Source organism: Synechococcus sp. H70.1 (genome assembly GCF_047502705.1).
Taxonomy (GTDB): Bacteria; Cyanobacteriota; Cyanobacteriia; order Thermostichales; family Thermostichaceae; genus Thermostichus.
Window position 1 is genome coordinate 23,808 of the sequence record NZ_JANSIV010000054.1, and the last position, 14,556, is coordinate 38,363.

A 14,556-nucleotide genomic window follows, 5' to 3' on the forward strand; every position below is an offset into this window, starting at 1 on the left:
CTCTCTGCTGCAGAGAGCCCCAACCCCCCTTACCCAGCTAATGATTGCCAGGGGATCCTCTCCTCTGTCTGTCAGGGCGGGTTACCCTCCAGCTTCAGCTTGGCTCCAGTTGCAGGGCCAGATCCAGCAGCCGATGGGCCAGGGTGGCCTTGGGAGCCAGGGGGAGCTGCTGGGGGTCTCCCTGACGAGGGATCCAATAGCCTTGGTTGTGGCTGCTGCCAAAGCCGCTATCCGGTTGGTCGATGGGGTTGGCTACAATGGCGTCTAGCCCTTTTTGCTGGAGCTTCCGGCGGGCTGGCGGGAGGGGATCCCCGCTCTGGGCGGCAAAGCCAATGAGGCGCTGGCCAGGACGCCGTTGGCCAGCCAAGGCTGCCACAAGATCAGGAACAGGTTCTAAAGGTAGCAGCGGCGGCAAATCGGTCTTAGCCAGCTTGCCGGCATAGGTCTGCGCAGGTCGCACATCGCCCACGGCTGCTGCCATCCAGAGGAGATCGGCCTGGGGAAACTCAGCCTGCAAAACCTGCTCCAGTTGGGCTGCCGTCTCCACCGGGATGGCCCGTATGCCGAAGGGCTCCGGCTCGAAGGGGATCCCCAGGGGCCCATGCACCAGCGTAACTTTGGCCCCCCGACAGGCCGCTGCCACTGCCAGCGCCACTCCCATCCGCCCGCTGGCCGGGTTGCCGAGAAAACGCACTGCATCAATGGGCTCCCGGGTACCCCCCGCCGTCACCAGCACCCGCTTGCCCTGCCAATCCTTTTTCCCCCCCGTCCAAAGCAAAGCTCGTACGTACTCCTGCAGCACCTCCGGCTCCAGCATCCGCCCTTCCCCCACTGCATCGCAGGCCAGGCGGCCACTGGCAGTAGGCAGGGTCCAAAAACGGGGATCCCGCTGCAGCCGCTGCCAATTCTCGGCCACTGCTGCGGCCTTCCACATGGACGTGTTCATGGCCGGGGCCAGAGCTATCGGGCAGTGGCAAGCCAGCACCACATTGGTGAGCAAATTGTCTGCCAGCCCCTGGGCCAGCTTGCTTAAGGTGTTAGCTGAAAGAGGCGCAATGAGAAAAACCTCTGCCCATTCGCCCAACTCAATGTGCAGGGGTCGCCCCCGCGTGGCCTGCCAAAACTCCGCATCGGTAAAAGCTGGCTGGCGAGACAGGGTGGCAAAGGTTAGCGGGGAGATAAACTGTTCTGCAGCTTTTGTCAAAACCACCCTCACCTCTGCTCCCTGCTGGGCCAGAGCAGATACCAAAGCCGCCGTTTTGTAGGCAGCAATTCCCCCACTCACCCCAACCAGCAGACGCCGTCCCGACCAAAAGGGATCCATACCAGAGAACACTCAAACAGCCTTGTTTCCAGTTTCCCTGTTTTTGCCCCCTGCCAGCGGCACAACAGGAATCCCTTGGGCTCAGACCGCAGACGCCGGTGAGAACAGCACTTGCGAGCCTAGGGCTTGCCTGGGGAGAACCTTTCTTTGCGAAAGTCCGACCTCGCCTCTACAGGTTCTGTTCCGCAGAGGGAATTCGCTACCGCCGTTTTGCGCACTCGTCTCTTCAGATCCCATTCCGGTTGCCGAACTTATCCCCTCTAATAAGAAAGAGTTGAAGGCAACTCTATTGCAATCGCTATTTGTTTTTGGCTACACTAACTGTTGTCCTTGAACCAGCTTGATATGACTGCAACTGGAAAACCAAAACCACTCACTGGCCAAGAGCTCCTCGACAAGGTAACCTCCATGGGAAATGCCGATCCCAAGGAGAAAGCTCGCGCCTGCGGTTACGTCACCTACACCAAGAACGGGCGGGAGCGAGTAAATCTGATGCAGTTCAACAATGCCTTGCTGAAGGCAGTCGGTGTGAATCTCGATGCTAGTGATGGGAACGGTTCCCGGGGTCGGGCTCCGAGTTACCGGGTTTCAGTTCACAAGAATGGCAACCTCCTCATTGGAGCTGCCTACACCAAGAAGATGGGCCTCAAACCTGGGGATCAGTTCGAGATCAAGTTGGGCCACCACAACATCAAGCTAGAGCGCATCGACTGATTTCCTGTCGCCTACCTTGTCGAGGTTCTCTCTCCTGATACCCTCCATCATCCCCTGTTTCTATTTCATTAGGTAGACAAGGGATCCTCGCGTTTGCTGAGGATCCCTAGCTGTTTGCGTCAATCAATTGGTGGCTGACGCCCAGAAGGTTTCGCTATTCTGACAAAAGTTCCTGAAGGGGGCAGCAGCAATGTCCACTCCATCTGCAGAGAACCTGGCTCGCCGCTGGCGACGCTGGCGAACCTGGGTGGGGCTGGTGGTGTTGGCAGCGGGGTTCTGGCTCGTTCAGCCTCATCCGCAGGTTGAGCCGCAGCCGAATCCGCCGCTGCAGTGGGTCTCCTCCCAGCCAGCCCCTGAGCAGCAGGATGTTTTTGTGGACGGGATCCTACGGCTGCAGTTCAATCGGCCGCTGGATCCCAATCTACAACGGCTGGTGGTTCAGTTGGAGCCGCCGGCAGCGGTCGTTTTCGACGTGCAGGGCAACGAGCTACTCCTCAAACCGCGGGAGCCTCTGCGCTTTAGCACCAACTACACCCTCACGCTTGCCCCCCAGGAGGGGTTGCCTCTGGAGCAGACCATTCAACTGCGCTTTCGCACCGAGCCGCAGTACACCTACGAGCGGGACATCAAACCGCTGCTGGAGGCCAGTTGTGTTGGCTGCCATCAGCCGGCAGGACGCCAGCGCACCCAGTTGCTCGATAGCTATGAGGCAGTTCTGGCCTATGTCAAGCCGGGAGATCCCAACAGTGAGTTGATCGCTCCCCGCTGGACACGCCGCCACGCCACCATTCTCAACGCCAACAACCCCAACCGCCCTCAAGCCCGCGGCGGATCCCCCGAGATTGCCTACATCCAAGCCCGCGGGCTGCCCCTCTCCCGTCTGGGCTTTTGGACGCCGGAGGAGGTGGAGATCGTCCGCACCTGGATTGTGCAGGATGGTGCTCCCCGCACCAGTGCCCGTGCCCAGGCGGGCCCTTAGGCTCCTGGAACTTCTCTCCCACCGCCATGACCTCTCCCCAACCTTTGGCCACGGTGATTCAGGGATCCCTGAGTCGGGGCTTGGAAGCTCGCCTCAACCCTGGCGTTTCGGTAGAAGACCTGCGGGTGGGCAAGTTTGTGGTCATTCAAGGGGAGCGCCACCGCTTCTTCGGCCTGCTCACCGACGTTACGTTAGCAACCAGCAACCCCCAGATCTTGGTCAATCCCCCTCGTCCCGAAGAAACCCTGTTGCGAGAGGTCTTGGCTGGCAGCGGCACCTACGGGGTTATTGCCCTCACGCCAATGCTGATGTTGGTGCCGCGGCAGACGGAAGGGGAAAGGCTGTACCCCCTCATTGATCCCAACCGGCCAGAAGATGGCGGCCCCGCCCTTCCTGGTGCCGAGGCAATGGAGCTGTTGCCGGTGAAAACGGTGCCGGCCCACTTTTCCCAAGTGTACGAGGCGCGGGAGCTGGACTTTCGCACCGTCTTCGGCTGGGAAGACGACCCCACTCGGCGCAACTTTGCCATTGGTCAGCCCCTGGACATGGCGGTGCCCATTTGTCTGGATTTGGATCGCTGGGTGGAGCGCAGCAACGGGATTTTCGGCAAGTCCGGCACTGGTAAGTCCTTCTTGGCCCGCCTGATCCTGGCGGGCATCATCCGCAAGCGGGCGGCAGTGAACCTGGTTTTCGATATGCACTCTGAATACGGCTGGGAGGCAGTCAGCGAGGATAGGCAGGCCACTACTGTCAAGGGGCTGCGGCAGCTCTTCCCCGGCCAGGTGCAAATTTATACCTTGGATCCTGATTCCACCCAGCGGCGAGGGGTGCGGGATGCCCGTGAACTCTTCATTGCCTACAACCAGATCGAGGTGGAAGATCTGGCCCTGTTGGCGGAGGAGCTCAACCTCTCCGAGGCCAGCCTAGAAAACGCCATTATCCTGCGCAACGAGTTTGGCCGCGACTGGATTAGCCGGCTCTTGAGCCTCTCCAACGCCGAGATCCAAGAGTTTTGCGAACAGAGGATGGGCAACAAGGCCTCCATCCTAGCCCTGCAGCGCAAGCTGACCCGCCTCGACGACCTCAGGTACATCCGCAACAGTCTGCCCCGCAACTACATCGGCGAGATCCTGGAGGCCCTTAGCCGCGGCATTCACGTGGTGATCGAGTTTGGAGCCCAGTCCAACCTGCTTTCCTACATGCTGGCAGCCAACGTCATCACCCGCCGCATCCACCAGGCCTATGTGCAGCAGACGGAGCGGTACCTGCAGTCCAAAAATCCCCTCGACCGGCCGCGGCAACTGTGCATCACCATCGAGGAAGCGCACCGCTTTCTCAATCCGCGGGCAGCCAAGCAGACCATCTTCGGCACCATTGCCCGCGAGATGCGCAAGTACTTTGTGACACTGCTGGTGGTGGATCAGCGCCCTTCCAGGATCGACAGCGAGGTGATGTCGCAGTTGGGCACCCGTATCACGGCCCTCCTCAACGACGAGGAGGATATCGACGCCGTCTTTACAGGGGTAGCGGGCAGCCAGAACTTAAAGACGGTGCTGGCCAAGTTGGATTCCAAACAGCAGGCTCTGGTTCTCGGCCATGCCGTACCTATGCCGGTGGTGGTGCAAACCCGACCCTACGACGAAAAGTTCTACGCCCAGATCGCCGATCCCGACTGGTCACAGGCCGAGGATGCGGAGGTGTTTCGGGCGGCTCAGAAGGCCAAGGAGGAGCTGGGGCTGTAGGGAGAGCTTCCCCAGAGGCCAGTCATCAAGCGCAGCAAAAAGCGCCGCAGCGGCGGGAAGAGGATCATTCCTTGCAAAACCAAGCGCCGCAAGACCACTAGGGGCCAGTAGGAGTTGGAGAAGGTGCGGGTAAGTAAATCTGTGAAGAGTAGCACCAGCCAGTTTTCCCAGCGGCGCCGGCGGCCGTAGCGCCGTAGGACTTTGACATCCCCCAAATCCTCGTGCCGTCTATAGGCCTCCAGCAGCACCTGGGCCAAGGCAGCGGCATCGCGGATACCGAGGTTTAGCCCTTGGCCCGCCACTGGATGGCAGTGGTGAGCTGCATCCCCCACCAATGCCAGGCGGTGCTGATAGTAGCGGCGGCTCTGCCGCAGGCGAGCCGGGAAGAGCTGGGGGGAGTTCAACAAAGTAAGGCCGCCGCCCTGAGGGCCATAGTAGCGCTGCATCTTGGCCAAGAAGTCGGCCTGGGGGAGCGCCAGGGTAGCCTTGGCCTGCTCATGGGGCAGGATCCAGACCACCTGGCAGCGATTGCCGGGCAGGGGCAGGATGGCAAAGGGTCCAGCAGGCCAGAAGCGTTCGTAGGCGATGTTTTGGTGATCTTGGGCAGGGGCCACCAGGGCGGTGATGCAGGACTGCCAGTAGTCCCAGCCGTCGCTAGGGATCCCTGCCCCCTGGCGCACCTGGGAGCGCAGGCCGTCAGCAGCCACCACCAGGGAGGCGGCCAGCCGGCATCGGCCTTGGGTCGTTTCCAGCTCCACCTCAGCCGTGGCCTTTCCATAGGTGACCCTCTCCACCCTGGCTTCGTAGTAGCAGGTGATCTGGGGATCCGCAGCCACCCGCTCCTGGAGCACCTGCTGCAGCCAGCCATGTTCGCCGCAGTAGAAAACTGCCGTTTCCCCCACATCCTCCGGCCTAAAGGTCACCCGCTGGGGAGCGTTGGCGTCGGTCAGAATCACCTGGGCAAAGGGTGTGATGTGGGGAGCCAGCGCCTCCCACACCCCGATGGCCCGAAAGATGCGGATCGAGAGCGGCGAAAGGGCATAGGCCAAGGGGCGCTGCCTAACTGCCTCAGCCGACTGGGCCTCAATGAGGGCCAAGCGCAGGCCGGATCCCTGCAGGGCACAAGCTAGGGTCAGGCCCGCAATGCCGCCGCCAACGATGATCACGTCGTAGAGGGCGTCTAGGGTCTCCGGAGGGGGAGCAAGGAGCGTCATTGTCTCTCATTGGGTGCTGTAGCCAACTACTTCTGGGGAGGCGGAGTTCGCCGGCGCGGCAGCCCGCACCGCCCGGAACATGCCAAAGCGGCAGAGGCCAGTGCCGAAGGCCAGGCGCATGAGCAAGAAGGTGGGCACCTCCCGCAGCGACTTAATCAAGCCTACCAAGCCAAACTTCAGCAACCCTTCGGGACGGACAACCCCCTGCCAGATGGAATCCAGCCAAGAAGGAAGGGTCTCCTGGGTCCAGTCGGCAGTCTCCACCCGTCCCTCTACCAGCCCCGTGGCTTCTAGTGCTTCCACAAAGCCTTCAATGCTAGAAAAAGCGGGGTGCGACCACTGATCCAACAACTGCCGCATCACCAGCCGCTCCCAGAAGGTGAGGGGCTTTTGACGGTCGTCGCGCTGGTTCCAGTCCGCCACCACCAGGATGCCGCCTGGCTTGAGCACCCGCAGCATCTCGCTGGCGTAGCGGGCCTTGTCCGGCATGTGGGGCCCCGCCTCAATGGACCAGACCACGTCAAAGCTGGCGTCGGGAAAGGGCAGGTTGAGGGCATCCGCTACCTGAAACCGGACGGGGAGATCAGGGGGGGTGAGCTCTTGGGCCCGCTTCACCTGCTGGGGGCTAATGGTAATGCCGGTTACGACAAAGCCATAGTCGCGGGCCAAGATGCGACAACTGCCGCCAATGCCACAGCCCACATCTAGCACCGTCGTCCCCGGCGGCAGCCGATCCAGCCCGCCCCAGCGCACCATCTCGTGGACAAAGTCGTGTTTGGCCTGGATGAAGTTTTTCCGCCGCGGCGGGGATCCGTAGTGGCCAAGGTGAATATGTTCGCCCCAGTAGAACTCCAGGATTCCATCCCGCGTCCACTCGTCGTAGGCACGGGCTACGGATTCCGGGGAGCGATACTTACGGGCAGTCAGCACATAGGCTACCAGTCCTCCCCCTAGGAGCAGAGCTGGGGCCAAAATCCAAAGCATTAGGTGCATCAATTACTCGGGTCGAGGGCGACCGACCCTTCTAGACTGCTAAAGGGAGCAGGCTTTGGCGCGATCCCTGCTTACCTCTTGCACAGCTCTGCTGCCCCCGGTAAGACGGCAACAGAGGGACTCCAAGAGCCTGCTAGGGCATTATAGCCTCGAAGAGCAACCTCCTCTCCTTTTCGGGGCCTCTCTGCTTCTCCTAGGAAGTTCAAAGTAGCCAACACCTTGCCCACCTGCTAGCTGCAGAAGGAGCCTTAGTCCCACCCCCTAGGAATCCTTTTGCCTGAGGACTAGCTCAGGCTAACTCGTGTGCGGTCGTAATCTAAGCGGAAGGTGGGGTGCACTTTCCCTTGGATACGGTTCCAGAAGTTGCGCACGTTGGTATGCAGGCCAACCCGTTCTGTACCGCGTACCAGCATTGCCTGCTGCCGAATTCGAATAGCGCGTTGGTGGCCCGCCATTAGGAAGCGAGCTAGCTCATCCAAAGCGTGGAAACGCCTAGGAGCTGCTGCTGACTCGGCAGCCTGGGAACGAGAGGCTACTCCCCGGTAGAGAAAGTCCAAGTTGGTGGACAAAACCGGCGGCTTGGTCAGGTGGCGGAACCGCCAGTCCAGCCCCCGATAGCGGCCCCCCACTTTGCCCGGGGAAACAGTTGCCGCCGTCGGTGAGGGGGTGTAGCTAACACCACGGTAAGAGAGTTTCGTCATTTTCGCCTCCTTTGGGGTAGCTCCTTACTTCCGTATTATAAGCTACCGTTTTGAGGTTTTCTATGTAACCTTTAACAAATTTTAGCCACCCTCCCCGCGACTGCCCCTGCTGGCCTGGAGGAGGCTGAGATCTGTCCAGGGGGCTGAAGAAGGCAGTATCGTGGAAGAGCTCCCAGGATCGGCTACAAATTTCGGGGTGAGCGTCCCTGTGCAGGAAGACTTTCGCCTAATTCTGGACATTGCAACAGTGCTGGCAGCAGCGGCAGCAGGAGGGTTTCTCGCTGCACTGCTCCGGCAGCCGGTGCTCTTGGGTTACTTGCTGGCCGGGATCCTAGTGGGGCCGACAGGGTTGGGGTGGATCAAAGAGGTGGTGCAGGTGGAAACCCTGGCCCAGTTTGGCGTGACCTTTTTGCTGTTTACCTTGGGGGTGGAGTTTTCCCTCAAAGAATTGCGCCAAGTGCGTGGGATTGCCCTGGGCGGCGGTCTTCTGCAGATTGGTCTCACGATTGCCATCACGGCGGTGCTGGCGGTGGCTAGCAGCTGGCTGACACCCGTGCAGGGGATCTTTTTGGGGGCAGTGCTCTCCTTGTCTTCCACGGCGGTGGTGCTCAAAAGCCTCACCGAGACTAACCAGATGGACACGCCCCAGGGCCAGGCCATGCTGGGGATCTTGATCGTGCAGGATTTAGCAGTAGGGCTAATGCTGGCGGTGTTGCCGGCTTTGGACGCTCCTCTGCCGGAGCTGGCGGGATCCCTGGCTAAGTCAGTAGCAGAAATTGGCCTGGTGGGCGTAGGGGCGGTGCTGGGTGGTATTTGGCTGGTGCCTGCTCTGCTGCGGCTATTGGCCCAGCAAGAGAGCAAAGAGGTATTCCTCCTGGGGGTGATCAGTCTCTGTGTGGGGATTGCTCTGTTGACAGAGCAGCTGGGCATTTCCAGCGAGATTGGGGCCTTCCTGGCCGGGTTGATGATTTCAGAAGTGGAATACGCCGACCAAACCCTGGCCTACGTAGAGCCCTTGCGAGATGTGTTTGCCGCCCTCTTTTTTGCCGCCATTGGCATGCTCATCGATCCTCACTTTATTGCCGACCACCTGATGCTGATTCTAGGGCTGGTGGGGCTGGTGATGGTGGGCAAGTTTTGCCTGGTGGCCCCTCTAGCGGGGCTGTTTGGCTATCCCCTCCCGGCAGCGGTGTTGGTGGGGCTAGGCCTTTCCCAAATTGGGGAGTTTTCCTTTGTCCTGGCCAGCGAGGGGCAGGCGCTGGGGCTGGTGTCGCGGCAACTGTACTTGCTCATCGTCAGCACCACCGCTGTTACCTTGCTTGTTACTCCCTTTTTGCTCAAGGGGGCGCCAGGGCTGCTGAGGAAACTGCAAGGTATCCCCTTTGTGTCCCGTTGGCTAGCAGCCGAGGAGCAGCCTCGCGACTTGGATGCCAAAGCTCCCCAAGAGGGCCACGTGGTAGTGTGCGGCTACGGTCGGGTGGGGCAGGATGTAGTGCGCATTCTGCAAGCCCGCCGCCATCCCCTTTTGGTAATTGACTCCTCAGAACGGGTCATCCAACAGTTGCGCTCGCAGGGGATCCCCTATCTCTACGGCAATGCTGCTAGTGCCCCGGTGCTGGAGAAAGCTGGCCTAAACCATGCCCGCGCCCTGGTGATTGCCCTGCCGGATCGCCTAAGCACCCGCCTCTGCCTCAAACAAGCGCTGAAACTGGCGCCCCACCTGGAGGTAGTGGTGCGAGCCACCCACGAAGAGGACATCGAACAGCTCTATCAGTTAGGGGCCAGAGAGGTCGTCCACCCGGAATTTGAGGCCAGCCTGGGCTTGTGCAGCCATGTGCTGCTGAAGCTGGGCGAGCCCCTAGGGGTCATCCAGCAGGAGATTCTGGCCATTCGCAGCAGCCACTACCGCGATTTGCGACCTCTCCACCCCAGTTGCCTGATCCCCACGCCTGTCAGTTGGCTGCTGCCGGCAGCCCAGATCCCTGCCAGTGTCAACAGCAGCCCAGCGGACTCGGGGCCGGCTTGGTGGGAACACTGGCAGCGACCCGTTGAGCCGGAATGGGCAGGGATCTCAGGCTCCCCTTCTGTCGAGATGCCTAACGAGGAGGCCGCCTAGCCTGGATAGGGGATCCGCAAAAGCTGGTTAACTGGTGGGCAAGCCACCTGCACCTGTTTTCCGTCCGGCCACTGGATCTGGATTTCCTTGACCAGTGTTTCGGATCCCAGGCCAAAATGGGCCACCGGCTCCATCTGACAGAGGTAGCCGCTGCCGGCATCGATGGGGCGGATCTGCGTGCGGGTAGGGGTGATTAGCCGCACCAGGGCGCCGCGGGCCGGGGATCCCTGGCGAGTCAGGGGCAAGACCCTTAGCCAGTTGTTGGCATTAGCCAGGGGCCGGTAGAAGCTCAGGGGCTGGGCGCCCGACTCCCCGTGGGCAATGAGCAGCTCCAGGCGCCCGTCCCCATCCACATCGGCGACTGCCGCTCCTGTTCCCAATCCCTGCGGCTCAGCAGCCTCTCCAATGTCAATGGCCTGCCAGCAGCCAGAGCGCCAGCCAAACAGGCGGTTGGGCTCGCCGATGTTGTTAAAAAACAGCTCCGGGTAGCCGTCGTTGTCAAAGTCGGCAGCAATCACGGTGCGAATGCGGGAGGGCCTGGCCAGCTCCGGGGGGGCCACGTTCTTAAAGAGGCCGCTGGGGGTTTGGATCCAGAGGCGATGCGGCCCTTCCCAATTGCCGTAGACCAAGTCCAGCCGCCCGTCCCCGTCTAGATCCACCGCCGCCACACCGCGCCCGTGCTCGTTGGGATCCGCCAGCCCCACTTCAGCGGCAATTTCTTCAAAGGTGCCATCTCCCCGGTTGCGGAACAAAAAATTGGGCCCCTGCTCGTTGACGGCAAAAATGTCCATCCGCTGCGAGACTAGGGGCACGGCCACCAGCCCCCGCCCGCCTGTTACCCGGTTCACCCCCGCCTCCGGCGCCACATCGGCAATCATCTGGTTGAAGCCCAGCTCGTAAAGGCGCATGGGGCCGCCGTAGTTGGCTACAAAAAACCCATACCGCCCCTGGCCAAAGCGATCCACGCAGGCCACCGAGCGACCTGCTGTCAAGTTGAGGGCATCTTGGTTGTGGGGCAGGGAGAACAGATCCACCCAGCGGGATCCCTGCCAGTCGAAGAGGCGATCCCCAAAGCGCTTGCGCCCCCCGAAGGTATCGGTATTTAAAACATAGAGTTCTTCTTGGCCGTCGCCATCAAAGTCGCCGGCAGCCACCCCAATCGCCATGCGCCCCGCATCGGCCAGGGTATCGTCCACCAGATCCACCAGGGCCTGGCCATTCCACTTCAAAACCCGGTTCCGGCCGCGGAAGCCGCACACGAACAGCTCAAAAGCCCCGTCCCGATCCAAGTCGCAAACGGCAACCCCATAGCAAAGGGCAGGGGGGTTGAACTGGATGAGAGAGCTGCAATCTTGAAACATGGGGATCCCGCCCGACCACGAGCTCCAAGCTCTGATGGTATGCTTGATCTTTGCTGTTTTTCTCTTTTAACCATGCCACGGACTAAATCCGCCATCAAGCGCCTCAAGATTGCCGAGCGGAACCGCCTGCGCAACAAGGCTACCAAAGCCCTGGTGCGCGCCCTCATGAAAAAGGTGATCTCCCTCTCTTCCGCCTACGCGGCCAACCCCCAGCCGGAAACCCTGCAGGAGATCCAGGCGGCGATGAGCGCTGCCTTTAGCCGCATTGACAAGGCAGCCCAAAAAGGCGTGCTGCACAAAAACACAGCTGCTCGTCGCAAGGCCCGTCTGTCCCGGATTGTGCAACGCTCGCTGGCTGCTGCAAGCACCTCCTAAGTCAGTACTTGGGAAGCGGTGCGTTCTACTGGCGGGAATTCAGGGTGCGTACCAGCCAGCGCCGCAGGGGGTGCCAAGGGGGTAGAGACAGGATCCAGCGGGATTGCCGCTCCAGGAGCCAGCGCTCGAAGGGATAGAGGCCAAACAGCTCGTAGCGGCTTTGGGCAACTAGGATCCCTAGGGTAAAGCTGACACAAAGCAGCAGGCCAAAGGTAGGCCAGCTAGGGCGGTAAAAGAGGGCATAGCGCAGGCCCGTCCAGGTGAAGTACTGCCAGAGACGGAGGAGATCTGCCCGCAGAGCCCAGAGACTGGGGATCCCGACCAATAGCCACACCAGGCTCAAAAGGACAAAACTGCCGCCGTGGTAGAGCTGCAGCAGGCGTCTAGCGGCTGGCGAGAGGGATCCGCAGCCGGGGGAGGTTTCCGACTCGCGGACGCAAGCAGCCTTCTTTTCATCGACTGGGCTAGGATCGGGAAGTGGTGGCATCGGGATCCCGGTTCTCCCCACCAAGACCTTCGTTATAACTTTAGCGACTGGGATCCCTGCAGGAAGCTCTTGTACAGCTGGGAAGGAGCAAGTTATAGAGAGGCGAACTGCTCCAAGGATATAATGGCTCTGCAACTTGCCTTGCTAGCTCAATGGATAGAGCACCGACCTTCTAAGTCGATGGTTGCAGGTTCGAGTCCTGCGCAAGGCGCTGAGTGTCTTGCTCGGCGGGTGAGTTTTGGGGCAATCGACTTTGGGATGGACACCACACCCGAAAGATGACCTGACCAGAGTGGCTTTCTACAGTCAGGGATCCCTCTAACATCTCCATAGCCTTTTGGGCCAGCGGCAGGCCTAGGCCTGTCCCTCCGGCCTTGCGGCGATCCAACTGTGGGATGCGGTAGAACTTTTCAAACACATGGGGCAACGCCTCTGGAGGAATTTCCACCCCTGTATTGCGCACCTCGATCAGCCAGCCGGGACGGCCCTGTTGATGGGTCTGGCTAAAGCGCAAACAGATGCTTTCCCCAGCCGGCGTGTACTTGCAGGCGTTGTTCAAAAGTTCGCCCACCACCCGCGACAGCAAGCCCTCATCTGTACGGAGGGGCAAAAGGTCGGGATCCCATTCCAACTGAAACTGTTGGTTCTGCTGGGCAGCTCGCAGCCGGAAGGGCTCGGAAAGATTGGGGATCCACTCCTGAGGAGATAACCAGGTTAGATTGAGATCCCTATTTCCGCCTTCAATAGCTTGCAATTCCAAGAGCTCGTTGATCAAGTCCAGCTCGCGGTTGGTCTCCATCTCCAAAATCTGCAAGTAGCGCCGCTCCCGCTCCGTCAGGTTGGCCCTGGAGAGAAAAGCAATTGCCAGCTTCATGTTGGTCAAAGGCGTGCGCATCTCGTGGGAGACCATGTGCAGAAACTCATCCTTGAGGTGGTTGAGCTTCTGCAACTGCTGCACCTGCTGCTGCACGGTTTGGAAAAGCCGGGCCTGGCGAATGGCAATAGCACACTGGCTGGCCACCCGCCGCATCAAGCGCTGTTCCCGCTCGCCAAACACCTGACCCGGCGGACGCGCTCCACAAATATTTCCCAGCAGGAGAAATTCGCTGTCCTGAGCATCGCAAATGGGAAGTACCAGCAGCGTGTGGCGATCGTAGCCGGGCCAGCAGGGGTGGCCAAGGTGGCTGAAATGGCAGAACTGCCCACCTTGAAGCGGCTGGAGCACCTCGGCAAACTCGGCAAAGGGGATCTCCAGGGGAAAACGGCGGATCCCTTCTCCAGGTCGATAATCCAAGGCCAAAACGCTAACCTGTCGTTCTGGGTTATGGAGGGCAATCATGCAGCCAGAAAGACCCAGTCTGAGGGCCAGTTCTTGCGCCACGGTCTCCAAAATCTTTTGTTCATCTAGGCTGGAGCGAATTTCTTCCGTGATCAGTTGCAGCAGGGCCTCGTCTTCGTAGGCTTGCTGCAGTTGGCCGTTGCGCACCCGCACTTGGTAATCCAGTTCGGCGTTGGCTTGCTGCAGCCTTTGATAAAGTTCCGCCTGTCGAATGGCGACTGCCAGGTGATCGCCAATTGCCCTAGCTAACTCGATCTCTTCCTCTTGCCAATCGGGTTCAGAGATCAGGCGCCTCAGGGCTAGAGCGCCCCACAGTTTCCCTTGACAGGCCACCGGGATCCCTAGCCAGGGGCCGAGCTGGCAGTCTTGCCTTTCCTGCAATGCAAAGGGATCGGAAACTTGCTTGGGATCCGCCACGTGAAAAACTTGCAGCCACTTGAAGTGCTGGATGGCTGGAATCTCTGGATCATCTGGTATGCGCAGGTGGAGAGCACTGGGCACATCGGGGGAGCGAACATAGCCGGCAATGCCCACCCACACCTTCTCGGCAGGCAGATATTGGTAAAGGGTAACCCGCGCTGCCTGCAAAACCTGGCCTACTTCCTGCACCGCTACCTCAAAGAGGGTGGGTAGATCCAAAGAGGTGCTGATGGCTTGAATGAGCCGGTTAAGCAGTTTTTCCCGCTGCACCTGTTGCTGCAGCTTTAGCTCGGCCTGCTTGCGCTCGGTGATGTCCAGGGTTACCCCGACTACATGGCTGGGATCCCCTTCCGGCCCCAGGAGCACAATCCCCTGAGAGAGGTGCCAGCGCACCTGCCCGTCTGCGAGATGGGCACGGTACTCGACTGCCAAGTTGGGATCCCCCTCCAATGCTCTAGGCCCCGCCAACTGGAGAGCTTCCTTCACCCTTTGGCGATCCTCGGGGTGAACGCTCTCGAAAAACATCTCCAGAGTGAACTCCTCGCCGGGATCCCGTCCGTACTTGGCCTTGCACTGAGGGGAACTGCTCAGCTCCCCGCTGCGCAGATCCAGTTGCCAGTAGCCCAGTTGGGTGGCCTCCAGAGCCAAAAAGAGATGCTCTGGATAAAAGCCGCCGTCTTCTGGCCGCACCGGCACCAGGCGGTATTGAGCTGAAGCCATCTCCCCCACCAAAACGGTTGGTTGTTCCAGCAGCGCTACCTCATTGTGGACGATCCTCGAGATCCTCTTGC

Annotated in this window: 12 protein-coding genes and 1 tRNA gene; 6 read left to right on the forward strand and 7 right to left on the reverse strand. The window is 60.4% G+C overall.

The window, feature by feature from the left end; all coding sequences use genetic code 11:
- Positions 1-94: 94 nt before the first annotated feature.
- Entirely contained in the window at positions 95-1,324 is a 1,230-nt protein-coding gene (gene coaBC, locus NW827_RS04175) for a bifunctional phosphopantothenoylcysteine decarboxylase/phosphopantothenate--cysteine ligase CoaBC (RefSeq protein WP_414359860.1), read from the reverse strand.
- A gap of 345 nt (positions 1,325-1,669) precedes the next feature.
- On the opposite strand from coaBC, the gene NW827_RS04180 reads away from it, so the two are divergent.
- The 3 genes from NW827_RS04180 (at position 1,670) to NW827_RS04190 (ending at position 4,759) form a co-directional block, all read left to right on the forward strand.
- Positions 1,670-2,038 carry an AbrB family transcriptional regulator gene (locus tag NW827_RS04180; protein WP_414359861.1) on the forward strand — a complete coding sequence of 123 codons (369 nt, stop codon included), beginning with the start codon at positions 1,670-1,672 and terminating at the stop codon, positions 2,036-2,038.
- 190 nt (positions 2,039-2,228) lie between these two features.
- Positions 2,229-3,017: an Ig-like domain-containing protein gene (locus NW827_RS04185; RefSeq protein WP_414404050.1), complete on the forward strand. Its 789-nt coding sequence runs from the start codon at positions 2,229-2,231 to the stop codon at positions 3,015-3,017.
- Positions 3,018-3,043: 26 nt separating this feature from the next.
- Positions 3,044-4,759 (forward strand): helicase HerA domain-containing protein, encoded by a 1,716-nt coding sequence (locus NW827_RS04190; protein WP_414404051.1) that lies wholly within the window; start codon positions 3,044-3,046, stop codon positions 4,757-4,759.
- Here NW827_RS04190 and NW827_RS04195 read toward each other — a convergent pair.
- The 3 genes from NW827_RS04195 to NW827_RS04205 all read right to left on the reverse strand — a co-directional run bounded on the left by NW827_RS04195 (position 4,729) and on the right by NW827_RS04205 (position 7,667).
- Positions 4,729-5,973, reverse strand: a complete 1,245-nt coding sequence (locus NW827_RS04195; RefSeq protein WP_414404052.1) for an FAD-dependent hydroxylase — start codon at positions 5,971-5,973, stop codon at positions 4,729-4,731. The genes NW827_RS04190 and NW827_RS04195 overlap by 31 nt on opposite strands.
- A gap of 6 nt (positions 5,974-5,979) precedes the next feature.
- A complete protein-coding gene (locus NW827_RS04200) occupies positions 5,980-6,957 on the reverse strand; it encodes a methyltransferase domain-containing protein (protein WP_414404053.1) in 978 nt (325 codons plus the stop codon).
- Between the two features lie 293 nt (positions 6,958-7,250).
- Complete coding sequence (locus NW827_RS04205; protein ID WP_414359871.1) at positions 7,251-7,667, reverse strand: DUF4278 domain-containing protein; 417 nt, start codon at positions 7,665-7,667, stop codon at positions 7,251-7,253.
- A gap of 196 nt (positions 7,668-7,863) precedes the next feature.
- Between NW827_RS04205 and NW827_RS04210 the strand changes: the two genes are divergently transcribed.
- The gene (locus NW827_RS04210) at positions 7,864-9,783 is read left to right on the forward strand and encodes a cation:proton antiporter (RefSeq protein ID WP_414404054.1); all 1,920 of its coding nucleotides are present in this window, start codon (positions 7,864-7,866) and stop codon (positions 9,781-9,783) included.
- Here the strand turns inward: NW827_RS04210 and NW827_RS04215 are convergent.
- Positions 9,780-11,144 carry a CRTAC1 family protein gene (locus tag NW827_RS04215; RefSeq protein WP_414359877.1) on the reverse strand — a complete coding sequence of 455 codons (1,365 nt, stop codon included), beginning with the start codon at positions 11,142-11,144 and terminating at the stop codon, positions 9,780-9,782. The genes NW827_RS04210 and NW827_RS04215 overlap by 4 nt on opposite strands.
- A 72-nt stretch (positions 11,145-11,216) precedes the next feature.
- On the opposite strand from NW827_RS04215, the gene rpsT reads away from it, so the two are divergent.
- A complete protein-coding gene (gene rpsT, locus NW827_RS04220; RefSeq protein ID WP_414359880.1) occupies positions 11,217-11,519 on the forward strand; it encodes a 30S ribosomal protein S20 in 303 nt (100 codons plus the stop codon).
- A 25-nt stretch (positions 11,520-11,544) separates the two neighbouring features.
- On the opposite strand, the gene NW827_RS04225 is transcribed toward rpsT, so the two are convergent.
- Positions 11,545-12,006, reverse strand: a complete 462-nt coding sequence (locus NW827_RS04225; protein WP_414404055.1) for a hypothetical protein — start codon at positions 12,004-12,006, stop codon at positions 11,545-11,547.
- 138 nt (positions 12,007-12,144) lie between these two features.
- Here NW827_RS04225 and NW827_RS04230 point away from each other — a divergent pair.
- Positions 12,145-12,217 (forward strand) — tRNA-Arg (locus tag NW827_RS04230).
- Here NW827_RS04230 and NW827_RS04235 read toward each other — a convergent pair.
- Positions 12,179-14,485 (reverse strand): GAF domain-containing protein, encoded by a 2,307-nt coding sequence (locus NW827_RS04235; protein WP_414503368.1) that lies wholly within the window; start codon positions 14,483-14,485, stop codon positions 12,179-12,181. The genes NW827_RS04230 and NW827_RS04235 overlap by 39 nt on opposite strands.
- Between the last annotated feature and the right edge of the window lie 71 nt (positions 14,486-14,556).

Coding starts and splice junctions, on each gene's coding strand:
- NW827_RS04190 (WP_414404051.1), top strand. CDS start 3,044: ATGACCTCTCCCCAACCTTTGGCCACGGTGATTCAGGGATCCCTGAGT.
- NW827_RS04195 (WP_414404052.1), bottom strand. CDS start 5,973: ATGACGCTCCTTGCTCCCCCTCCGGAGACCCTAGACGCCCTCTACGAC.
- NW827_RS04185 (WP_414404050.1), top strand. CDS start 2,229: ATGTCCACTCCATCTGCAGAGAACCTGGCTCGCCGCTGGCGACGCTGG.
- NW827_RS04180 (WP_414359861.1), top strand. CDS start 1,670: ATGACTGCAACTGGAAAACCAAAACCACTCACTGGCCAAGAGCTCCTC.
- NW827_RS04200 (WP_414404053.1), bottom strand. CDS start 6,957: ATGCTTTGGATTTTGGCCCCAGCTCTGCTCCTAGGGGGAGGACTGGTA.
- rpsT (WP_414359880.1), top strand. CDS start 11,217: ATGCCACGGACTAAATCCGCCATCAAGCGCCTCAAGATTGCCGAGCGG.
- coaBC (WP_414359860.1), bottom strand. CDS start 1,324: ATGGATCCCTTTTGGTCGGGACGGCGTCTGCTGGTTGGGGTGAGTGGG.
- NW827_RS04225 (WP_414404055.1), bottom strand. CDS start 12,006: ATGCCACCACTTCCCGATCCTAGCCCAGTCGATGAAAAGAAGGCTGCT.
- NW827_RS04205 (WP_414359871.1), bottom strand. CDS start 7,667: ATGACGAAACTCTCTTACCGTGGTGTTAGCTACACCCCCTCACCGACG.
- NW827_RS04215 (WP_414359877.1), bottom strand. CDS start 11,144: ATGTTTCAAGATTGCAGCTCTCTCATCCAGTTCAACCCCCCTGCCCTT.
- NW827_RS04235 (WP_414503368.1), bottom strand. CDS start 14,485: ATGGCTTCAGCTCAATACCGCCTGGTGCCGGTGCGGCCAGAAGACGGC.